The sequence below is a fragment of the Embleya sp. NPDC008237 genome (assembly GCF_042956465.1).
GTDB lineage: Bacteria > Actinomycetota > Actinomycetes > Streptomycetales > Streptomycetaceae > Embleya.
Genome location: NZ_JBIBGL010000031.1, coordinates 61,156 through 81,867, shown reverse-complemented (window position 1 = coordinate 81,867; position 20,712 = coordinate 61,156). Strand labels below are relative to the sequence as shown.

Annotated in this window: 20 protein-coding genes; 9 read left to right on the top strand and 11 right to left on the bottom strand. The window is 69.8% G+C overall.

Going from position 1 to position 20,712, the window contains the following annotated elements; translation table 11 throughout:
• The first annotated feature begins 146 nt into the window (after positions 1 to 146).
• The 3 genes from ACFZBU_RS45405 to ACFZBU_RS45395 all read left to right on the top strand — a co-directional run bounded on the left by ACFZBU_RS45405 (position 147) and on the right by ACFZBU_RS45395 (position 1,968).
• Positions 147 to 632 carry a transposase gene (locus ACFZBU_RS45405; RefSeq protein WP_391589695.1) on the top strand — a complete coding sequence of 162 codons (486 nt, stop codon included), beginning with the start codon at positions 147 to 149 and terminating at the stop codon, positions 630 to 632.
• Between the two features lie 64 nt (positions 633 to 696).
• Complete coding sequence (locus ACFZBU_RS45400) at positions 697 to 918, top strand: hypothetical protein (RefSeq protein ID WP_391589694.1); 222 nt, start codon at positions 697 to 699, stop codon at positions 916 to 918.
• A 726-nt stretch (positions 919 to 1,644) separates the two neighbouring features.
• Complete coding sequence (locus ACFZBU_RS45395) at positions 1,645 to 1,968, top strand: hypothetical protein (protein WP_391589693.1); 324 nt, start codon at positions 1,645 to 1,647, stop codon at positions 1,966 to 1,968.
• Between the two features lie 262 nt (positions 1,969 to 2,230).
• Here the strand turns inward: ACFZBU_RS45395 and ACFZBU_RS45390 are convergent, their stop codons facing one another.
• The 4 genes from ACFZBU_RS45390 to ACFZBU_RS45375 form a co-directional block, all read right to left on the bottom strand.
• Entirely contained in the window at positions 2,231 to 2,746 is a 516-nt protein-coding gene (locus ACFZBU_RS45390; protein ID WP_391589692.1) for a DinB family protein, read from the bottom strand.
• 251 nt (positions 2,747 to 2,997) lie between these two features.
• On the bottom strand, positions 2,998 to 3,621 hold the full coding sequence (locus ACFZBU_RS45385; RefSeq protein WP_391589691.1) for a TetR/AcrR family transcriptional regulator: 624 nt from the start codon (positions 3,619 to 3,621) through the stop codon (positions 2,998 to 3,000).
• 336 nt (positions 3,622 to 3,957) lie between these two features.
• Positions 3,958 to 5,352, bottom strand: a complete 1,395-nt coding sequence (locus ACFZBU_RS45380; protein ID WP_391589690.1) for an amidase — start codon at positions 5,350 to 5,352, stop codon at positions 3,958 to 3,960.
• The gene (locus ACFZBU_RS45375; protein WP_391589689.1) at positions 5,339 to 5,545 is read right to left on the bottom strand and encodes a hypothetical protein; all 207 of its coding nucleotides are present in this window, start codon (positions 5,543 to 5,545) and stop codon (positions 5,339 to 5,341) included. Before ACFZBU_RS45375 ends, ACFZBU_RS45380 begins: the two co-directional genes overlap by 14 nt.
• Before the next feature lie 144 nt (positions 5,546 to 5,689).
• Here ACFZBU_RS45375 and ACFZBU_RS45370 point away from each other — a divergent pair, with 144 nt between their 5' ends.
• Complete coding sequence (locus tag ACFZBU_RS45370; RefSeq protein ID WP_391589688.1) at positions 5,690 to 7,012, top strand: MFS transporter; 1,323 nt, start codon at positions 5,690 to 5,692, stop codon at positions 7,010 to 7,012.
• An 11-nt stretch (positions 7,013 to 7,023) separates the two neighbouring features.
• Positions 7,024 to 7,959: an MBL fold metallo-hydrolase gene (locus tag ACFZBU_RS45365; protein WP_391589687.1), complete on the top strand. Its 936-nt coding sequence runs from the start codon at positions 7,024 to 7,026 to the stop codon at positions 7,957 to 7,959.
• A gap of 197 nt (positions 7,960 to 8,156) precedes the next feature.
• Here ACFZBU_RS45365 and ACFZBU_RS45360 read toward each other — a convergent pair whose 3' ends face one another.
• The gene (locus ACFZBU_RS45360) at positions 8,157 to 9,518 is read right to left on the bottom strand and encodes a hypothetical protein (protein WP_391589686.1); all 1,362 of its coding nucleotides are present in this window, start codon (positions 9,516 to 9,518) and stop codon (positions 8,157 to 8,159) included.
• A gap of 176 nt (positions 9,519 to 9,694) precedes the next feature.
• On the opposite strand from ACFZBU_RS45360, the gene ACFZBU_RS45355 reads away from it, so the two are divergent.
• Complete coding sequence (locus ACFZBU_RS45355) at positions 9,695 to 10,012, top strand: hypothetical protein (protein WP_391589685.1); 318 nt, start codon at positions 9,695 to 9,697, stop codon at positions 10,010 to 10,012.
• A 95-nt stretch (positions 10,013 to 10,107) separates the two neighbouring features.
• Positions 10,108 to 10,359 (top strand): hypothetical protein, encoded by a 252-nt coding sequence (locus tag ACFZBU_RS45350; RefSeq protein ID WP_391589684.1) that lies wholly within the window; start codon positions 10,108 to 10,110, stop codon positions 10,357 to 10,359.
• A gap of 971 nt (positions 10,360 to 11,330) precedes the next feature.
• On the opposite strand, the gene ACFZBU_RS45345 is transcribed toward ACFZBU_RS45350, so the two are convergent.
• Positions 11,331 to 11,750: a hypothetical protein gene (locus ACFZBU_RS45345; RefSeq protein ID WP_391589683.1), complete on the bottom strand. Its 420-nt coding sequence runs from the start codon at positions 11,748 to 11,750 to the stop codon at positions 11,331 to 11,333.
• An 855-nt stretch (positions 11,751 to 12,605) separates the two neighbouring features.
• Complete coding sequence (locus ACFZBU_RS45340; RefSeq protein WP_391589682.1) at positions 12,606 to 14,168, bottom strand: protein kinase; 1,563 nt, start codon at positions 14,166 to 14,168, stop codon at positions 12,606 to 12,608.
• A gap of 1,024 nt (positions 14,169 to 15,192) precedes the next feature.
• Here ACFZBU_RS45340 and ACFZBU_RS45335 point away from each other — a divergent pair.
• On the top strand, positions 15,193 to 16,065 hold the full coding sequence (locus ACFZBU_RS45335) for a hypothetical protein (RefSeq protein ID WP_391589681.1): 873 nt from the start codon (positions 15,193 to 15,195) through the stop codon (positions 16,063 to 16,065).
• A gap of 386 nt (positions 16,066 to 16,451) precedes the next feature.
• The gene (locus tag ACFZBU_RS45330) at positions 16,452 to 17,816 is read left to right on the top strand and encodes a glutamate decarboxylase (RefSeq protein WP_391589680.1); all 1,365 of its coding nucleotides are present in this window, start codon (positions 16,452 to 16,454) and stop codon (positions 17,814 to 17,816) included.
• On the opposite strand, the gene ACFZBU_RS45325 is transcribed toward ACFZBU_RS45330, so the two are convergent.
• The 4 genes from ACFZBU_RS45325 to ACFZBU_RS45310 form a co-directional block, all read right to left on the bottom strand.
• Positions 17,810 to 17,944 carry a hypothetical protein gene (locus ACFZBU_RS45325; protein ID WP_391589679.1) on the bottom strand — a complete coding sequence of 45 codons (135 nt, stop codon included), beginning with the start codon at positions 17,942 to 17,944 and terminating at the stop codon, positions 17,810 to 17,812. The two genes, ACFZBU_RS45330 and ACFZBU_RS45325, sit on opposite strands and share 7 nt — an antisense overlap.
• Positions 17,945 to 18,165: 221 nt before the next feature.
• Complete coding sequence (locus ACFZBU_RS45320) at positions 18,166 to 19,005, bottom strand: hypothetical protein (RefSeq protein ID WP_391589678.1); 840 nt, start codon at positions 19,003 to 19,005, stop codon at positions 18,166 to 18,168.
• Between the two features lie 269 nt (positions 19,006 to 19,274).
• Positions 19,275 to 19,439: a hypothetical protein gene (locus tag ACFZBU_RS45315; RefSeq protein WP_391589677.1), complete on the bottom strand. Its 165-nt coding sequence runs from the start codon at positions 19,437 to 19,439 to the stop codon at positions 19,275 to 19,277.
• 61 nt (positions 19,440 to 19,500) lie between these two features.
• The gene (locus ACFZBU_RS45310) at positions 19,501 to 20,622 is read right to left on the bottom strand and encodes a hypothetical protein (protein ID WP_391589676.1); all 1,122 of its coding nucleotides are present in this window, start codon (positions 20,620 to 20,622) and stop codon (positions 19,501 to 19,503) included.
• Positions 20,623 to 20,712: the final 90 nt, after the last annotated feature.

The window sequence follows — 20,712 nt, the reverse complement described above, 5'->3', positions numbered from 1 at the left end:
GGACCGGAACCTGCCCCACCTGCCACCGGACACTGCCCCGCCAACGCCCACCACGAAGACCAAAACCAACACCGACCTGACAAAGCACTACTAGGGCCTGTACGGAGTTGTGATCAATCCCGATCGCGAAGTGGTAGAACACTTTCGTGGCGCGACGTGAACTCGACGATGACGAGTGGGAGTTGATCGAACCGTTCCTGCCGATAGGCGGCTTCGGTCCGTACCCGCAGCGGCTGCGGGAACAGTTCGAGGGTGTCGTCTGGCGGTTCCGCACCGGCAGCCAGTGGCGGGAGATGCCGGGCGAGTTCGGGCCCTGGTCGACGGTGTACGACCGGTTTCGCCAGTGGCGCGACGTCGGCGTGTTCGCCGCGCTGATGGACGCGATGATCGCCGAGGCCGCGGGGCGCGGACAGGTGGACATGTCCCTGGTCGGCGTCGACTCCACCGTGGTGCGGGCCCACCACGACGCGGCGGTCATGCGGGTCGACGAGGACGTCCTCGCGGCCCTGGAGAAGGCCGCCGGCCGGTCAAAGGGGGATCCCGGAAGGCACAAAGGGAACATGAGACCCGGGACGACGACCCCGTGCGGACCGAGCGCCGCCGGATCCGACGCCGACGCCGGGCCCGACTGAAGGCCGCGGCGCTCGGTCGCTCGCGCGGAGGATTGACGAGCACCTTGTTGCCGCCGTTCTCCTGTTGCCGGCCCACTACGGGCTCGACCTGCCTACCGAGATCGTGCTGACCCTGACTGCTGCATTGCTTGGTCTGGGGGAAGTGGCCCAGCGCACCGAGGACCGGAAGACGGTTGAAGCGCTGCACGCGCCGTCTCCCGAGTACGAGGTGATGCCGATCATCGGCTATCTCGGCCTGGCGGACGGCGACCAGGACGACGAGCCCACCGAGGCGAAGACCGCCTAACGCAGAATGGCCCCGGCCGCCCTCTGGGCGGCCGGGGCCATTTTCTCGTATCTCGGCACGGCATCTACTCGTCGACAGCCACGAAGTCCGCGCCCACGATCCACCCCACGAGATGCCCTGACACAGCGTGGTAGACCGGCTTCCTGTCCGGCTCGGCAACGACAAGCGCAGCCGGTTCCGGCACGGAAACCGAGAAGGGCGTAGTCGTCTGTGGCCGGGAGGGCGCTACCGCCACAGCGGGCTCGGGCTCCGAGGGTGGGGCCAAGAACGCCGACATGGGTGGGCTCGTCACGGGTGTGCTCCTGCGGACGGTCGTGGGGTTCGGCCCAGGATCGCACCTTGCTCCGACAGGTGCCCTCCGTTTTCGGGCACGACAAAACCGCCCGGCACCGTGAGGTGCCGGGCGGCAAGCGGAGCCGAGCTGCATCGGACATCCGCAACTCTTCGTCGAATGGCGTTCTCCGAAGGCTGGTGCTCCACCAGTGCGCGCAGTCCCCGGTCCGAAATCCAATCGTGTTGCCGGGCGGGGCCTTCATGCCGATTTCTGCCTCGTCTCTCTCTTGTTCGGTCCGCCGAGCGACAAGGCGCCGTTCGGGGTTCCCGGAGGCGAACTTCCGTGCCCCCACAGTGGACTTGCATGTTCTCCACCCACCCGACTCCTGGGTTGGCCATAGTGGTTCATGGCACCGGGACCGCCGGGCGCCGCACGTGAGAATGGAGACCACCATGCCCGAACAGCCGCTTCCCGCACCGACCGTGCCCCTCGCAAACCGCGACGGCATCATCAGCAGAGCGCAAGCACGCAACGGGATTACGGTTCACATCGAGTATCCGGCTAGGGAGCCCGGTGACACGATCACCCTTTATTGGGGTGGCCAGAGTCAGGGGGATCACACCGTGACCGAACAGGAGCTTGCGGCGTCCCAGTTCATGTCGTTCCCGATCCCCACCCCGGAAACCAACAGGCGATACTACTTGTACTACACGGTCACCGACCGCGCCGGAACGAAGCGAACGTCCTCCGAACGCACTGTGACCCTGACCGCGTAGACCCTCCGGCAGGCGCAGACGGACACGCGCATCGGGACGTCGACCGGGGCGCGTGTCCGAGACTTTCTCCACGTACTCAAGCCCAGCGCGTTCCGCGCCGGGGGCGGGCCCGCCCTGGACGACGACCCCGGGCGGGCCGAATGACGCCGCGCGCGACTGAAGGCGGCGGCACTCGGCCGCTTGCGCAGCGGGTTGACCTGCAAGATCCACGTGGCGTGCGACCGGCGCTGCCGCCCCCCTCTAACCCAACTCCGTACAGGGCCTAGTAGTAGCCCTTCGTGCCGTCGAGTAGCTCCCGGACGATATCCGCGTGCCCTGCGTGTCGCCCGGTCTCCTCGACGAGGTGAATCAGTATCCAGCGGAGGTTGGCGCTGCCGTCGCGGAAGTCGGGGTGGCGGCCGGTGTCGTCCAGGTCGGCCGCGGCAGTGATCGCGTTGCTGCGGGTGCACTGGGCCTCGTACTCCGCAAGGAGCTCTGCGAGGGGGCGGGCGTCGGTGTGCCAGTCGGCGTTCTTGCTTGACTCGTCGAATGCGGGGTTCTGCTTCTTGTCGCCGCCGAGGAACAGCACTTCCAGCCATATGTGCTCGGTCCAGCGCATGTGGGAGATGAGACCGGCCATCGTCATGTCCGGTGAGGTCGGGATGACCGGGCGGCGCGCGTCCTCGTCGCTCAGCCCTTCGCATTTCCAGCGCAGGATCTGCCGCTGCAGGTCCAGCCAGCCGATGAGCGCGGTGCGTTCATCCGCTTGGAGCGGGGGCCGATTCAGTTCCGATGACATGCCGACGCACGCTACCAGGGCAGTCGGGAGGGGACACCCGGGTGAGGGGCTCGTCCGCGTTTACTGGTGATCTTCGAATGATGCCGCGGGCGGACCCTCGTCTTTTGATGGGTGATGTCGCTGGGGCGACGCCTTGAACTGCGACCTCGGTAAGAGCTCCGACGGACCCTGGATCGAGTTCCGCGTCAAGCGCGGCAACGCTGTCGTGCGCGCACCACCCCGCCGGGGGGACGCTTCTACGGCGAACCTGGTCAGGTTTCCGCCGAAGCCGTAGCCGGACCGCGAACGGCCGACGTGCGCCGGGAGCCGCCCCCCTCGGAGCCGTGGAGAGCGTTCGTCACGAGCGCGCGCGCGTACTCGGCGTCCAGCCGGCCGGGACGGAAGAGGATGCGGTACATGATCGGCGCCACCACACGATCGATCAACAGCTCCGTATCGGGGACCGGCTCCCTTCGCAGTACCGCACGGTTCAGCACGGCGTCGATCTGCTCGGCGGCGTAGGCCGAGCACTGACCGGCGTTGGCGCCGCCCGGGTCGCCGAGCAGCGCGTCCCTGATGTAGGCGCGCCCGGGCGGAGAGGCCATCTCGTCGAGGAACTGCTCCGCCCAGGCGTCGAGATCGGCGCGCAGGCTGCCCAGATCGGGCGGATCCGTTTCCGGGCGCAGCCGTTCGACCGCGACGTCCGACAGGAGTTCCTGCAGGTCGCCCCAACGGCGGTAGATCGTGGAGGGGGTCACACCGGCCCGAGCGGCCACCATGGGGACGGTCAGCGCATCGCGGCCCACCTCACCCACGAGTTCACGCACCGCCGCATGGACGGACTCCTGCACACGTGCGCTGCGCCCGCCGGGACGGGCCATCGGCTTGGGGCTCATGCGATCCACCCTAATGCGAATCCGTTGCTTCTAGGGACTGTCTTCAATCCCGCATCGGGCAAGGCGTCCGTGGCGTTCGGTGCCGTGCATCGGCGTGCCGAGGAAACGCTCGCACAGTGGTTCTATCCGGGTGTTTCACCGGGACGGCGGCGGCGCCGGGCGTCGTGGTGCTCGGCGCGGGATTGAAGACCGGCCTTCTGGTGCCAGGTCGTCCCCCTGTCCGGAGCTTCCGGGGGTGTGGCTCACCGCGCGCGCGACGCGTCCCGGCTCCGGTCGCCACCGGGGTCGCCGGCGGTCGTCCGTGCCACCGGTGGCGGCCGGGACGTCCGCCGGATCTCACGTCGCGACCGGGGCGAGCCGCCCCGTACCGGCCGCCGCCTCCTCGTAGACCCGGCCCACGCGGAGCACCGTCGCGTCGCGGAAGGGCCGTGCCATCAGCTGCATGCCGATGGGAAGTCCGGCGCGGTCGTGACCGACCGGCAGGGTCAGGGCCGGTACGCCGGTGATGTTGGCAGGGGCGCAGAGGCGGACGTAGCTGTCGGAGACGGCCTCGGTTGTGCCGTCGGCCCAGTCGACCGCGTTCTGATCCGACCTGGCGGCCGTCATCGGCACCGTGGGAGCGGCAAGGACGTCGATTTCGTCGAACATGCGGGCCCAGGCGTCGCGCATCATGGTGCGGGCCCGCTGGGCGCGGAGGTAGTCGCCGGCGGATGTGAGTTCGCCGGCCTCCAGCAGGATGCGGACGTCCGGGGCGTACAGGTCGGGCGTGGCTCGCAGTGACCGCTCGTGGTAGGCGGTGGCCTCGGGCACCATCAGCCCCCACTGCACGGCCTGGATGTAGCGGGCCATCGGGATCTCGACGTCGACGAGTTGTGCACCGAACTCCGCCAGTCGCTCGATCGCACGGCGCACCGCGTCCTCCACCTCGGGGGCGACTCGGTCGAAGTAGTGGTTGCGCGGTACGCCGACCTTCAGTCCCCGCAGGTCACCACCGCCTGGGAAGCGGTCCGCTGCGGGGCCGGACACGCTCGCCGGGTCGCGCGGGTCGTGGCCGGCCGTCGCGGACAGCACCAGCGCCGCGTCCTGGACGGTGCGGGTGAGAGGGCCCACGTGGTCCAGGGACCAGGACAGTGATGTCACGCCGGAGCGTGGGACGAGGCCGTAGGTCGGTTTGAGGCCGACCACGCCGTTGAGGGCGGCGGGAACGCGGATGGAACCGCCCGTGTCCGTGCCCATGGCGAATGTCGCTCCGCCGGAGGCGACAGCCACCGCCGAGCCGCCGCTCGACCCTCCCGCGACCCGGCTGTGGTCCCAGGCGTTGTTCGTCTGGGGCGTGGTCAGGCCGTAGGCGAACTCGTGCGTGTGCGTCTTGCCCACGAGGACGGCCCCGGCCGCGGCGAGTCGTTCGGCCACCGTGCTGTCGCGTTCCGCCACATGCCCCGCCCGGACGTCGGAACTCGCCGTGGTGGGCATTCCCTTCGCGTCGATCAGGTCCTTGAGCCCCATGGGGATTCCGTGCAGCGGGCTGCGCGGTCCGTTTCCGGAGATCTCCCGTTCGGCCCGGACGGCCGCGGCCCGGGCCGCGTCGGCGGCGACGGTGACAAAGGCGCCGAGCCGTCCTTCCACCGCGTCGATGCGGTCCAGTACGGATTCGACGAGTTCGACGGGGGACAGCTCGCGGGCGCGCAGGGCTCGGGAGGCTTCGGTGAGCGACAGCTCAAAGGGTTGCATCGGCGTTCTCCCGTCCGGCCCGGTAGGAGGCCGCTGGAGGGATGTCGCCGAAGTCGAGCTCGCGCAGCGTGGTGATGACGGAGTGGATGTGGTTGGCGGTCGTTGCCACCCCTTCGTGACGGTCGCCTCCCAGGGGGAGCCCCGCCCGCAGCGCCCCGCGGGCCGCCTCGTGGGGAGTGAGTTCACTGATCATGGTGTCCTTCCGGATCCGTGCGGTGCGCCGGGGCGGGAACCGGCCCATGACCCGACGCTAAAGCTAACCATTTGCTTTAACCGACGGTAGGGCTATACGGTCGGTAAAAGCAAATGGATTGCTTTTAGCTCGGGAAGGACCCTCATGCAGAGCGTCTCCGCGGGCCTCGTATCTCCCCGCACCTTCATCTCGGGCCGTCTGCCCTTCGTGTTGCACGCTTCGATCCTGATCGCGCTGCTCGCCGCATCCAGCGCGCCGACACCGCTGTACTCCCGCTACCAGGCGCAGTGGCGGTTGTCCGCCCTCGACATCACCGTGGTCTTCGGCGCCTACGCCCTGGCTCTGCTGATCGCGCTGTTGACGACCGGCACCCTCTCCGATCACATCGGGCGCCGCCCCGTCCTGATGGGCGCGCTCGCGGTCCAGGTCGCCTCCATGACCCTGTTCGCGACGGCAGGCGGCCTGACCACCCTGATCGGTGCCCGCGTGTTGCAGGGCATCGCCACCGGCGCGGCCACCGGCGCCGCAGGCGCGGCTCTCCTCGACCTGGAGAGCTCCGCTCGGCCCGGCCGTTCCGCTCTGGCCAACAGCATCGCTCCGGTGACCGGCATGGCGGCCGGCGTCCTGGGAGCCACCCTCCTGGTGCGCTTCGCCCCCGGCCCGACGACCACGGTGTACGTGGCCCTGATCGCCCTGTTCGTCGCGCAGACCGCTGCCCTCGCGTGGACGTCCGAGACCGCCCGCCCTCGTCCGGGCGCGCTGCGCTCGATGCGGCCTCGTCCGGCGCTGCCGCCCGCGGCCGCCCATGCTCTCCTGCTCAACGGTGCCGGCGTGGTCGCCGTCTGGGCGCTCGGTGGCTTCTACTCGTCCCTGGGCCCGGCCTTCACCCGGCTCGTCTCCCCCGGCGGACCCGAGTCCGCAGGCGGCATGGTCTTCTTCACCCTGACGGCCGTCGCCGCCCCGACGGTGTACTTCACACGCAGGATGCGCGCGGATGTCTCCGCCCTCCTGGGGAGCTGCGCGGTGATACCGGCGGTCGGGCTGTCTCTCGGCGCCCTCTGCCTCGCCGACCCGGTTCCGCTCTTCGCCGGGGCGGCACTGGCGGGGTTCGGCTTCGGAGCCGTCTCCCAGGGTGCGCTGCGCGCGGTCATCGGCTCGGTTCCGGCACACCGGAAGGGCGGCGCCCTCGCCTCCTATCACGCACTCGCCTACCTGGCCATGAGCCTGCCCGCCATCGGGGCCGGCGCCCTCACGGCGGGCTTCGGGCTGCGTACCGCAGCCCTGGCCTACGCCGGCTGCGTGGCGGTATTGGCCGGGATCGCGGTGACGGCGCTGTCCGGGCCACTGCGCGGCCGCCGGACATCACCCGGCCCCTCGCACCCCGGCCCAAAGGTGAAGAACACCGCACCCGTCCCGGCGGACACCGCCACCCACGTCCCCTGCGTCCTCGCGACCCACAACAGGTAAGGAACAGATACGTGTTCACGCCTTCGCACACCGAAACGACCGCCACTCCCCGGGCTTTCTCGTGGGCCGTGGGCGATCACACCGTCCGGCGCGTCGACGAGGTGGTCCTGCCTCCGCAGACGGGTCCGTGGCTGCTGCCCGGGGCGACCGCCGACATCGTGACCCGGACATCCTGGCTACACCCCGACTTCGCCGACGAACAGGGCGTCCTGCGCCTGGCGAGCCACAGCTTCGCCGTGGAGGTGAACGGCATGCGGGTACTGGTCGACACCGGTATCGGCAACGGGAAGCGGCGCGCCAACCCGGCCTGGCACGACCTGGACAGCGACTATGAATCGCGTCTTCGGGCGACGGGCTTCGCACCGGAGAGCGTGGACCTCGTCGTCCTGACCCACCTCCACGCCGACCACGTGGGCTGGAACACGCGGGCCGAGGGCGACGGCTGGGTGCCCACCTTCCCGAACGCGCGCTATCTCACCACTCGCGTCGAATGGGACTACTGGGCCGGTGTCGAGATGGAGGAGGCGCGCCGACAGATGTTCCGCGACTCGGTCCACCCCGTCCGGGACGCGGGCCTGTTCGACCTCGTCGACGTCGTGGACGGGGGCACGGACATCGCACCGGGCCTCCGCCTGCTCCCCACCCCCGGGCACACGCCGGGACAAGTAGCGGTCGAGCTGCGCAGCCGTGGTGAGACCGCGCTGATCACCGGCGACAGCATCCACCACCCGGTGCAGATGTCGCATCCGGCGCTCTGCAGTTGTGTGGACATCGCACCCGAACTCGCCGCCAGGACCCGCAACGAGCTGCTCGACTCGCTCGCCGATACGTCGACCCTCCTGCTCGGCAGCCACTTTCCGCCGCCGACCGCCGGACACGTGCGGCGCGAGGGATACGCGTACCGGCTGGTTCCGGCCACGCCCGGGGTCACACCCGTCCGCACCTGATCCGAGCCGGTCCTCCGGACCGCCACTTGTCCTGGGTCCGTGCGGGCGACGGCGACGCGCAGTGCGGGGCCTGCGACGAGTACTTCGACACTTGGACCACTGCCTGGAGATCCTGCTGGTCAAGCCGGGGGCGTCCGCGGGATGACCGGCCACTGCCGTCGGTGGCGAAGTATCAGCCGTGAATCACCGGCTGGGTGTCAGCCGCCGTACGGATGCGCCTCGGGGTCGTAGCTGCGCGGGGTATACCGGGCCCGATTCACGACCTTGTGCCCGTCACCGACTTCGTCGTTCCTGAGACCGAATTCCGAGAGGGGCGACGGGGCGGAGGCTCGACACGTGCTCATCCGCCGGGGCGTCGGATCGTTGAGGGCGATCACGCACCGGGAACCCTCGCCGAGTCCTCCGGCGACCCACAACACGCCCGCGGTGTCGAGGGAACCGAGAAAGTCCCTCATCGGGATGTCGGCGAGCATGGCGACGGGCTGCCCTCGGTCGTCCAGCAGAACAACCCGAACGTCGTGAACACCGCGCGTCCCCCGGACCACCAGACACGGCCACGCCTGCCACGGGTGGTCACGTAACACGCGCATCGTCCGTGTGCGAATACCCCACGTCGCGTCAAGGTACGTCCAGAGGGACACGAGGAGCATCGCGACCGTCACCGCAAAGCACACGTAGGCCTTCCAGCCCCCGGGGGCGTCGTCGTTCGTCAGCACGGGAGGACGCAGGATGAAGAGCACGTAGGCGAGGAGCCCGGCCGCGGGCCAGGCCAAAAGCCCACACACCGCCTTCGCCCCCGCCGTGAAGTGCCGCGTGCGCGTACGCCATGTCACGTCGGGGTCCGCGCAGAGGTACATGACGAATAGCGTGGCCATCGACGAAAGAGTCGCCCAGCCCTCCCAATCCTCGGGAGTGCGGTCCGGCGGACGCAGGTGGACGAAGAGCCCGGCCACGGGCCAGGCCAGGAGCCGACACATCGCCATCGTCCCCGCCATGAAGTGCCGCATCTCCTCGTACGCCTTGCGTGACACGCGCGACGCGGGCTCGGCGGAGACCCGGTACCCGAGCGCACGGGCCCGGTCGGCACCGTCGTCCCCGTGTCCACCCGGCCCGCCTCGAAGGCCCTCGCCTCGCGGTCGGGCGCGCCGGCGCCGTCGGCGGCGCGAGGGCGGCTTCGTGGCCGTGACCTGCGTTGCCGCCCGGGCAACGCGGTCCCCGGCGGGCGTCCCACGCTCCCGTTCGAGCAGGGCGTCGACCTCTCGGTGCAGGAGTGTGATCGTGGCGCGCTGTTCGGCGAGTTCGCCCTCCAGCTCGCGGATGTGGGAAACGGTCTTGTCCAGACGGCGTTGTCGGCCTCGGTTGCCGTCGCGCAGTGCGCTGATGCGTGTGTGTGCGGCGGCGCTCCTGTCGTCGGCCTGTTGCAGGCGTTCGCGGAGTTCGGCGAGCTCGAGTCGGAGGACGCCCAGGGCTTCCACGGCCTGGTGGCGCTCGCGCGCGCCGCGGTCGCGTTCCTCACGCAGCCGGGACGTGAGGGCCGCCCCGACATCCGAATACCGCACGTGCTGTTCGCCGAGGGCGTGGCGGCCTGGACACTCCACCGGCGTGAGGACGCGGCCGAGGCCCACTCGGGCAGCCCCACGAACGCGGCCACCGTTGGTGGACGAAGGACCTGCGCCTGTCCGCGCCGCCCCATCCGCCCTGCGCCGGCGACCCGCTCCTTCGCGAACGATTCCCCTTGGCAGACCTCGGCCTGGACGCCGACGGCGTGACGTTCCCACCCGCGATGACCGAGCGCCAGGTCGCCTCGGCCGCCCTGGTACGCCGCGATGCCGACGCGGCCGGGCGCCGGTACGAACGGCACGAGAGCCGACGGCGTGACCAGGCTCGGGAACGACGCGGAGCGGCCTCCGAGCCGGTACGCCCCTGGGTGCCCGGTCCGCTGCCGCCGGTACGGCCGGTGCCCCCTGCGACGAACGCGGGGCCGGTCTGCGAGGTCTGCCACCGACCGCTCGCCGATGCCCTGGTGCCCCACGGACGACACTTCCTGTGTTGAGGCGGTGCCGACGCGTTCGAGCACGGCCGGCGCCGGTTCCGCGCCCGAGAGCACCGGGAAGGTATCGACCGGACGAGCGACGACGAGGGGGAAACGTGGGCGCACGCGAGGAGTTGTTCGAGAGGTATCGCAAGAACGCGGGGACGTTGGCGAAACGCGCGTGGGACGACGGCGACCAGAGCCCGAAGGAGGCCGCGGCGCTCGCCCAGGTCCATGCCACGCTCGCCCTGGCCGTCGCGGTGGAACACAACACCGCCAAGGATCGGTCGGGCACGCTGATCGACACGCTGGAACGGCTGCGATTCGCCCTCGGCAAGCTCACCGCCCAAGTGGCGGACCGCCGATAGTGCCTTCGTTCGACATGACGGAGAACGACGCCACGCGGGCGGCCGAACTCCTGACCCGGCGCGCCCACGAGGTGGGGCGCGCATCCGGACGAGACCCCTGGCGCGCGGTGCTGCGGTGGATCAGCCGCGGCCCCGACGGGGACGGCCGCAAGCCTGGGCGGTCGTCCCCCGGCTGGACACCCCGTGGCAGGACATCGATCTCCGGTCTACGCACCGGCCGGCGCCAGCGGGCCGTGAACCTGGCCGGCCGTCCCGTATTCGCGGTCGACTACCCGAATTGCCGCCCGCTGTCGGCTCGGCTGGATCGAGGAGCCCTACACCGAACAGCAACGCCCACGGTGCGGACTCGCCTCGGCGGGCCTGGCCGCTCTCCGCGCCGAACACCCCGGTCTCGCCTGGCACACCCCGGGCGGCCACTTCCGCTCCTCCGAACCGTTCCGGACCGCCATCGGGACCGACATCCCCGGCGGCCAGCGCCGGCGGGACCGTGCCGCCACGTCCCGGAGGGATGACGGCGATCCCGAAGCCGACACGGCGAAGTCAGCAGGTGCCGTGGGCCCTGGGCGAGAGCAGCGGGCGGGTGACGTCGCGGTGTGTCAGCTCGACGCGACAGCGGCGACGGATGCGCACTGCGGTGGCTGCCGCAGCCGATCACCACCTGGTCGTTGCCTTCGAGGACGGGCAGCAACACCCCGGGCCGCGAACGCGTCGGGCGCGATCGCGCCCGACGCGGATGACGCCTGCCCCACAGGTCGGTCGGGCCCGATCCGATCGGGCCCGACCGGCCCTGGAAACCAGTCACCCCGATGGGGGTGCAGTCAACGAACGGCGATCCAACCGACACGCAGCGGCGTGCACGGCCGCAGCCGGGGCCGGCCCGGTCTGCGCGTGTCGGGCGAACTCGCGGATCGGCATCGCGGCCCGCAGGACCTGCCTGCCGAATCGCCCAGGGGCGGGAGCAGTCCGATGGGTCAGTGGGACCAGGTCACGCCGGGTGTGGCCGCTGCCGTGGTGGTCGCCCGGAGCCTGGGTCGCGCGGCGTTGTTGCCCCACGGGGCTGTGACGATGGCCGTCCGGCCCGGATCCACGCAACCCAGGGTGTACCACTGGCCCTGGTTGCTGCTGTTGTATCCCCAACCCTGCGCGCAGACCGTCGCTTTGGCTTTGCTGTAGAAGGTGTAGGTGACCCGGGATCCCGGGCTGCCGTAGCGGGTGCAGCTCGAGTAGGACGCCGCGCCGTAGTTGCCGAGCGCGCCGGCGGAAGCGCCGCCGCCGCACGCGGCAGCGGCAGCCGAAGTCGGGGTTGCGGAAGCCGCGGTCGGAACCACCGCCAGGCCGGTCGCGACCATCAGGGAAAGACCGGCGGCGGAGATCGTGCGAGAGACGTTCACAATCGCTCCTGTGCTGTGGACATGCGGGGTCACCGATTACTTCGTCGGGACCCCTCGTGTCGGCAACCATCGATCCGCCGAACCCCACGATCAAGGGAGAACGGTTGTCCCGGACACGACGACCGTGTCCGACCTGGTCAGCGCCCTGTCCGGGACAGGTGTCCCGGTAGGAACGAAATGGAGAACGACGATGGCCGACCGCGTGCTCGCGGTGGGCCATCGCCGTATCGGTGCCCACCGGCCGGCCGACCGGTACGACCCCACCGGATCCGGCGACCGCCGCATCATGGACGAATGGGTATGCAGCGACCTCGGGGCACCTGCGGTGTGTGCGGCCGCCGGGTCGCGCTCACCGACCCGCACGACGTGTGGCGCCACGACGACCCGGACACGCCCGCCGCCTGGCCGACGCACCCTTCTCCTGCCGGGGTTCCTGGGCGCGTTTTCGGCGCGGGTGTGTCGTGCCGGTCGTGGCGGCGCATGCTCATCTCGCCGTCGTAGAAGTCGGCGGCGTCGGGTTCGTTCTCGCCGTCCTCGAACGCCTTGCGCAGATCCCGCCTCGCCGAGTGAACACGGGGGCGTGAGACGGTCGTTGAGCGTGATGGTTGATCGACCCGGGCCCCTGTGCCGGCCGGTTCCTCAAGGTGGGAGGGCCCCAGGAACCGAACTCGAATTCCGGGGAGGTGAGCCCCGAACCGCTGCCGGTCCGGGGCTCACGCGTTCGGGTTACCCGGCCGACAGGTAGGCGATCAGGGCCGGCAGACCCACCGCCGACACACTGCCGAGCACAGGCACGGCCACGTCGCGGCCGAAGCGTGCCCAGGAACGCCAGAGCGGGATGTTACGTTCGCCGCATCAACGGATGGCGGATCTGCGTTCGGCCAGTTCCTGCGCTGTGGTGACGGCCACCACGAGCAACACGGCCATGGTGTACCCACTCTCACGCACCGCCGGGGCCTCCTCCGACGTAAAGGCCCACCATGCGATGGCAAGCCCCATCCACAGCAGGCAGATCGGGAGCACGGAGTCGGGCCGGCGTCGAAAGAACGCGACGCCCGCGAACGGCACGAGCACCAGGCACGGCACGGCCCGAAAGGCGTGCCCCGCCCCGTAGAGGTCCATGGTGCAACTGAGGGCGAAAACAAACGGCCAACTGATCGTGATACTCAGTCGTACCGACCACAGCAGTACCGACAGGGAGCCGATCGCCGCGACTCCGGAGACGATGGCGAGCGGGAGGACGGGGTGCGGATCCTCGAACTCGGTGATCTTGATCGCGTACGCCACCAGCAACACCCATCCCAGGACGGCGATCGATACACCCTCCGTGCGGCGCAGGCGCGTTGTCGGCGAGGGGCGGCCCTGTGTCCCGTCGGCCCCGGTCGCGTGACCGGATTGCGAAGGGACGATCGACTCGCCCGGTTGTGACGCGAACTCGGGGCGGCCGGACGTACCCCGCGCCGGCGCCACGGGCGTGGCGATGGATCCCGACGCCGGGTCTCGGTCCGGTGTTCGCCGTCCGGTCCGGCCCGAACGCGGTCGGCCCACGACGGTCGTTCGGGCGTGCGGGGGGACAACGGCTGCGGCATTCAGTTCACGTTGCGTCGATTCCAGCGCCGATCGGAACGCCGCCGCGTCGCCGTACCGCCGATCGGGCGCCTTGGCGAGGGCGACCAGCGTGACCGCGTCGACCTGTTCGGGGATGTCCGTCCGCAGCGCCGACGGCGGGGGCGGCGTCTTCGTCAGGTGCTGGTTCATCACCGCGAACGGCGAATCCCCCGAGAACGGCGGTCGCCCGGTGAGCAGTTCGTACAGCAGGCAGCCGAGCGAATAGATGTCCGCACGCGCGTCGACGGCGTCGCCGTCGATCTGCTCGGGCGCCAGGTACGCCGGTGTGCCGACCATGCGCCCCGTCGCGGTGAGCCGCGTCGTCGTCTCGGCGAGCGCCTTGGCGATGCCGAAGTCGAGCACCTTGACCGCGCCGGACGCGGTGACCATGACGTTCGACGGCTTGATGTCCCGGTGGACCAGGCCGACACCGTGGCTGTGCACCAGCGCGTCGGCCACATCGCGCGCTATCGCGATCGCCCGGGCGATGGGCATCGGACCCGCCCGCAGGACCTCGGTCAGGGTCCGGCCGTCGATGAACTCCATGACCAGGAACGGGACGACGTCGGTGCCGTCGACGTCCTCGCCGACGTCGTGAAGCGTCGCCACGCCGTGGTGTGAGAGCGCCGCACCGGTCCGCGCCTCGCGGCGAAACCTGTGGCGGAACTCCTCCTGACGGGTCAGTTCGACGGGCAACACCTTCACGGCCACGGTCCGGCCGAGCTCGCGGTCGACGCCCTTCCAGACCTCGCCCATTCCGCCTCTGCCGACCAACTCCACGAGTTCGTACCGCCCAGCCAGGACCCGCATACCCGAGTGCTCCCCCGCCGCTCGACCACCGTTACCGCAGCCACCGTATGCGAAGTCGCCTGCCCTCCGTGTTCACTGCGCGGGCGACCGCCGGGCCGGTGGTGGCGGTGGCGGTGGCGCGGCGATCGGTCGATCGGTTGGTCGGTCGGTCAGTCGGTCGGTCGGTCGGTCGGTCGGTGTATCTACGCGATCACAGCGCACTCATGGCGGGCCCGGCGGCGTGTGGTCCCGGAGTCGCTGTACCGGGGACGGGAACTTCACCCACGCCGTCGCGCTGCGACTCCCCGACGTGCGGCTTCGGACACTCGGTGGCGGGACCGTGTGGCAGCTGTGGGACCGTCCTGGGCGCTGGTCGACGACCGACCCGGGATCGGCAAGGCCGTCCAGGGCGGGCCGCGCCGACTGTGGGACGAGGTCGACGCCGCCCTCCGATGGCAGGACGAACACCGCATCCACGGTACGACTTCGGCATCACCGTCGGACCCCACCGACAATGGGCCTGGGCGGAACGACCCGACCGACGCTGGGAGATGTAACCGCCCGCGTCGAGACGCGCGAACCGCGACGACCGGGACGTGCACGGCGCACGGCGGGCGTGTCGATGCGAAGGGGCGCGCGGTGGGCCCGGAAGGTGTTGTCGTGGACTCCCCGTACACGGTGGAAGTTGGGCGCGTACAGATGAGCTCCGGCGGCGCCGTCGTTCCGCACGGATCCACCCACCGGCTCGAACGGGGTGATCCGAGGCGAAGTCCCGACGGCGTTGCGCAGCTTCTCGATCCGCGCAATACCGCAGGTCGACCACCCCCGCCCCCGGTGCGCTGTGGTTCGCACAGGTGATGCGGAGGAGGCCTTTCAGGGCAGCCGTTTGGGGGAAACATCCGTGTCGCCCGTCATCGACTCCATAACCGTCCGTTAGGCTCGCGCCGCCACACAGGTTTCGACTTTCACGGAGGGCAGGACGGCGAGGATCAATCGCGAGCGTCTCGTCGGAACGCTGACGTTCTGGCTGCGTCCGGACTTCGCGTTGCGAGTCGTCAACCGGTTTCAGAGGATCCTCGGTTTCGACCGCTCGATGGCCCTGGCGTCCAGCGCTCTCACCGCACTGATTCCGCTCGCGATCCTCGGTAGCGCCGTCCTGGGCGACTTCGTCCACTACGACTCCGGAGGGCGGATCATCAAGCGCTACCGCCTCACCGGAGCGGGCGCCGAGGCGGTCGACTCCCTCTTCTCCCCTGCCGAAAGCACAAGCGCGAGCGTGGGCACCTTCGGGGTGGTGTTCCTGCTGATCTCGCTGCTGAGCTTCGCGCGAGCCGCCCAGCGGCTCTTCGAACAGACATGGGAACTCAAGCCCCTCAGCGTGCGCAACACGCGAAACGACCTGTGGTGGATCCTCACTCTTGGTGGCTACACGGTTGTCATCGGGTGGCTAGCCGCCGTCCTCGGCGGGAGCGGGCGAGGTCTGCTGGCCGCCGCCGGCGAGGCACCGGTAACCGCCGTGTTTCTTGTCTGGAGCGGCTGGATCCTGTCGGCGAAGCGAATCATGTGGCCCGACTTGATCCCTTTCGGCGTCACCGCGGCCGTTCTGACAGCGATCTACGCCGTGGGCGCCGGCCTCTACCTGCCGCGCCTGTTCAACGCCTCCGTCTCGCGCTACGGGGTGGTCGGTGCCGTCTTCGCGATGATCTCGGCTCTCTTCGCGGCCATGCTCGTCCTCGTCGCATCGGCTGCGCTGGGACGAGAAGTACGAGACGAGCTCGGTCGAATCCGTCAAGGCCGACGCCCCTCCGACCACGAGGTCCGCCGGCAGTGGGACAGCGTGGTCGAGCAGACGCGGGCGCGTTGGCGGGCGGCACGTGAACAGGTCTCCCGTCATCGGACCAACGGTGCGGACCGCTGATGGGCGGTGGGCACGACGGCCGGCCGGCGCGTTCTCACGGCGACGCCACAATGGCGTCGCGGCTGAGTAGGGTCGGGGACCGGCGCGGTGGCTGATGCTGCGTTTCCAGTCCCCGCCGCTTCCAACCGTGCACGCGGTTCTCCCACACACGGCTTTCCGACATCGTTCACCGGCCGGCATGCGCCGTCGCCCAGTGCACGTTTCCGGTACCCGCATCGCCCTTGCCACAGGCCGGCGTTGCAAGGACGGTGACCGTGGTGCCGGCCGGGCCATGAACACACCCCGGTTGCTGACGTAGACGTGCGCGCCGTCCGGCGCCGCCGTCCGTGCCGGCCGCCCGGTGTGTCCCACGGCCGCGACAGCCGCCGAACTGTTGGAATCAGCACATGAGAAAGCATGATGATTCTGCTCTTTTCGGCAACCGATTCTTGACGGCGCCCGCTCCCTCGGAGACCTTTCCCGAGGAAGGCATGGCCGCATCCGATGCGATGAGGCTCGTGGATGTGGACCTCGCCATGGAAGGCGACCCGCAGCGCAACCTCGCCACGTTTGTCACCACGTGGATGGAGCCGGAGGCGCAACGGCTCATCGCCGAGAACCTCCACCGCAACTTCATCGACCACGCGGAGTACCCCATCTCCGCCGAGATCGAGCAGCGTTGCGTGCGCATGCTCGCCGACCTCTTCAACGCGCCCGGCAGGACGACCGGATGCCGTACCCAGGGATCGTCCGAGGCGATCATGCTCGGCGCGCTGTCACTGAAGTGGAAGTGGCGCGAGCGCCGCCAGGCAGCCGGCCTGTCGACCGACCGGCCCAACCTGATCTTCGGCGGGGACGTGCACGTCGTGTGGGAGAAGTTCTGCCGCTACTTCGACGTCGAGCCGCGGATCGTGCCGCTCGCCGAGGGCAAGTACACGATCGGCCCGGAGGACGTGGAGCCCCACCTCGACGAGAACACGATCGGCGTCGTCGCCGTACTGGGCACCACGTTCACCGGCCACAAGGACGACGTCGTCGGCATCGACAAGCTCCTGCGAGACGTTCGCGAAAAGCGGGACCTCGACATCCCGATCCACGTCGACGGCGCCAGTGGCGCATTCGTGTGGCCCTTCCTCTACCCGGACTCGAAATGGGACTTCCGGCTCGAGCAGGTCCGCTCGATCAACGTCTCGGGACACAAGTACGGCCTGGTCTACCCGGGCATCGGCTGGCTGATCTTCCGCGAGGAGGCCGACCTCGCCAAGGACCTCGTCTTCTACGAGAACTACCTGGGCAAGACCGACGCGACGTTCACGCTGAACTTCTCCACCGGAGCGTCGATGGTGCTCGCGCAGTACTACAACTTCGTGCGACTCGGCCGCCAGGGCTACACCTACGTCATGAAGATGATGCAGGACAACGCCCGCGCGCTGGCGGACAACGTGCGCGGCAGCGGCCGCTTCGAAGTGATCGGAGCCGACCTCGAGCAGTTGCCGCTGGTCGCTTTCCGTCTCGCCGGCAAGCACTCCTACGACGAGTCCGACATCGCCTGGCAGCTCTCCGCCGAGCGCGGCTGGATGGTGCCGGCGTACACCCTCCCGCCCAACGCCGAGAACGTGAAGATCCTGCGTGCCCTGGTCAAGGAGACCTTGAGCCGCGAACAGATCGACCGCCTGAGTCAAGACCTCACCGACGCGTGTCGCACCCTGGACGACAAGGGCGCCGCCCACGACGCCGAGCGTGCCCGCATCAAACGCGGCACCGGCTACTGACGCACCGTCAGCCGGCAGAGGGTGAGCACCGGGCCCGCGCCCGTTTCCCCGGGTTCGCGTTGGGCGGCGGCTGCTTGCGCGTTCGCCGGATGGCGGGCCGCGCCCAAGACGTCATCGAGTCCACTCATGCCCAGCACAGTGCCACGCTCCAACACGCCGGCAGGGGACGGCGAGTTGGGTCGCAACGCCGCCGCGCGGGCGGCGCGTGACGAGGCGTACCGGGCTCAGTCGGGTGTCGGCGCGGGTGTTGACGCCTTCGGTGCGGCCGTCTCGGTGTCGGGCCGGGGCCGCGACGCGCGAGCAGGTCGGTGTCCGCGGGGCCGCGTCGGGATGTGAGGCCGGCGGAGCTCTACGGGCGTTCGAAGAGTTGGAGGACGCCGCCGACGGAGAAGCACAGTGCGCCGGTGAGGGTGCCCCAGTTGGCGATGTCGATGTTGACCGGGCTGTCGGTGGCCGGTCGGGTGTACGCGGCGAGGGCCGAGACCATGAACAGGATGGACCCGAGCTGGTTCACCGCGACGATCCACCAGCCGAGGCCGCGCGGAAGCAGGCGGGGCCCGCCGTGGCAGACCTCGACCAGGGCGAGGTGGCCGGAGGCCAGGAACAGCACGCAACCCACCACGTCGGGTACCCAGATCAGCCGGTTGACCTGGTGGACGTTCAGTCCCTGGAGGAAGGAGTTCAGCAGGTTGACGCCGAACACCAGCGTGCCGGTGAACAGGAGGAAGGCGCTCAGCCAGTCCACCCGCGTCGGCTCGTAGCTCCACCACCGCCAGGGGTGGGTGACCAGTGACCGGCCGCCGACCACGTGGCGGGGCGCGTTGATCACCTGGAGCAGCGAGGCGTAGCCGCCGCTGTTGAAGAAGAGGCCGCCGGCGAAGTAGATCGAGGCACTCTGGGTGGCGTCGCCGGAGCCGAACAGGGCAACGGCGGCGCCGGCCGCGAAGAGGGCCCCGCCGATGACGAAGGCGGTCGCGGCGACGGCGTTGAGCCTGCGCAGGCGGCGGAGCGCCATCTCGTCGGCACGAGCATGTCGGCCGGTCTCCGCGCCCGGTGCCCGGACGGCGAGGGCTCCGCGACGCCGCGCGAGCCGCGACTCCCAGACCGCTTCCCCGCCGTCGGGCAGACGCCAGGTGGCCCGGGTGGTGAACGGTCCCGCGCGCTCGGCGCGCTGCTCGGCTTGCCTCACGGCCCGAGATTAGACCGCCGAGCAGGCATCCTCCCGGTGAAACGCCGTTACGTCCCGCACCCGGGGGCAGCCGGTCCCCGAGGCGGCCGGCCTCTGCACGCCCGGGTCTCGGTCCGGCCTGGCCCTGCCCGGCCGATCTCGCGTGGCCGCGCACGCACCGGGCCCAGCTCCGATTCGAGAGCACGCGCAGCCACCGGGCCAGTTCTGCCCTCCGCTCGTCTCCGAGGCACCGCAACCCACCCCTGCGAGCGCACACACCTGACGGCACATCAGACCAACCGGCCCCGTACGGGAGCGGTGACGGCGTACCACGCGATCGCGAGGCGGATCGCGGTGAGGAACCGGGACGAGAGCCCCGCGTCCATCGTGATGTCGCCGCCCTCGACGCCGTCCGGCGTGACGGTGACGGGCAGGTGGCCGTCGGCCGGTAACACCGGCCGTTCTCGTCGACGGTCACATCCCGCCCGCGTAGCGGCAGTTTGTGTCGGTATCGGCTCACTTCGAGGGCTGGTCGTCCTGGAGCCGTTGACGTCGTTCCTGTTCACGCTTGGAGTAGGCGGCGGCCCGGATCGCCTCGTCGCTCTCCAAACCTGATCCCAGCGCGCCGCCCACAGTGGCGACCGAAGCGACGAACCAGGCCAACGTCCAGTACTCCGCGGCGTGCAGTGGGGTTTGTGTCATGGAAGCGAACACCCGGCCGTTGAGGATGAACAGCGCCCACAGCAAGTTGATGACCAGCAGACCCACATAGCAGACCAGCACCCCGATGCCCACAGTCACGACCGTCGAGGCGTTGTAGAGCCGCGCCCTCTGTTTCGCCTCCGGCGAGCCCTCTGCTGTTCGATGCCACAGCTCCCCGTCCACGATCAGCCAGCCGATCATGAGCCCGACCGACCCGACCATGGCGATCACGAGGCGTGGCACGCTCAGGGTCACGGCAAGGCTCCAGATGTTGGAGTCCAGGGTGGCGATGGCCCCCGTGGCGAGGGCCGCCGCCAGGGCTTTCGACAAGCCCGTCACCAACCGCCACGGCCGGTTGGCGCGGACCATGCCGAAGAGCACCCTCAGGTAACCGCGTGGGCCGCCGACGACGTACCGAAGATCGGCGGTCTCCTCCTCATCGACCGGACCCGGGTGGATGGAAGCGAAACGACGGGCAAAAGGCCCCCGCGGCTGAATCTGCGGAGGTACTTCAGCCCCAGTGGCCCGCAGACCCGCCAGGCCGAGTACGGCTTCTTCCACGGCCCGCCGCGCCATCGTCTGCAGCCGCAAGCCCCCCAGCGAAGGAAGCGACAGCAGTGCCAAGCCGTGCTCGTGACTCAGATTCACAACGAGTTTGCGCCCGTGTGAGTGCAGCGGAAGGTCGGTGAGGGCCACGACGATGTCCCAGTTCTCCGTGCTCCCGCGATCCATGATCCGGTGCATCAAGGTGGACGGGTCCTCGGTCCCTGCGGTGAAGGGCTCACTGACCACCTCGACGTCGAACCGACGTCCCGGGCCCGACTTCTCGGCGAGCCGATCAGGAAGGGTCCGGGCCAGGCGCTGGGCGATCTCCGTCGGCACGTCCGGATCCGCCAACAGAGCCACCACCGTTACGCCCTGAGATGACACCCGCATGACTGGATTCTCCTCGTCGGCTGCCCGGCGATCCCACCCTCACAGGCAGTACGGGCAGATCTCCTCGTCTTCCCGGCACCAGGCATGCTC

What these genes read in the sequence shown, in the direction of transcription:
- ACFZBU_RS45310 (WP_391589676.1), bottom strand. Translation starts at nt 20,622, where the DNA reads ATGCGGGTGTCATCTCAGGGCGTAACGGTGGTGGCTCTGTTGGCGGAT.
- ACFZBU_RS45380 (WP_391589690.1), bottom strand. Translation starts at nt 5,352, where the DNA reads ATGCAACCCTTTGAGCTGTCGCTCACCGAAGCCTCCCGAGCCCTGCGC.
- ACFZBU_RS45330 (WP_391589680.1), top strand. Translation starts at nt 16,452, where the DNA reads ATGAGAAAGCATGATGATTCTGCTCTTTTCGGCAACCGATTCTTGACG.
- ACFZBU_RS45385 (WP_391589691.1), bottom strand. Translation starts at nt 3,621, where the DNA reads ATGAGCCCCAAGCCGATGGCCCGTCCCGGCGGGCGCAGCGCACGTGTG.
- ACFZBU_RS45370 (WP_391589688.1), top strand. Translation starts at nt 5,690, where the DNA reads ATGCAGAGCGTCTCCGCGGGCCTCGTATCTCCCCGCACCTTCATCTCG.
- ACFZBU_RS45395 (WP_391589693.1), top strand. Translation starts at nt 1,645, where the DNA reads ATGCCCGAACAGCCGCTTCCCGCACCGACCGTGCCCCTCGCAAACCGC.
- ACFZBU_RS45325 (WP_391589679.1), bottom strand. Translation starts at nt 17,944, where the DNA reads ATGAGTGGACTCGATGACGTCTTGGGCGCGGCCCGCCATCCGGCGAAC.
- ACFZBU_RS45390 (WP_391589692.1), bottom strand. Translation starts at nt 2,746, where the DNA reads ATGTCATCGGAACTGAATCGGCCCCCGCTCCAAGCGGATGAACGCACC.
- ACFZBU_RS45375 (WP_391589689.1), bottom strand. Translation starts at nt 5,545, where the DNA reads ATGATCAGTGAACTCACTCCCCACGAGGCGGCCCGCGGGGCGCTGCGG.
- ACFZBU_RS45340 (WP_391589682.1), bottom strand. Translation starts at nt 14,168, where the DNA reads ATGCGGGTCCTGGCTGGGCGGTACGAACTCGTGGAGTTGGTCGGCAGA.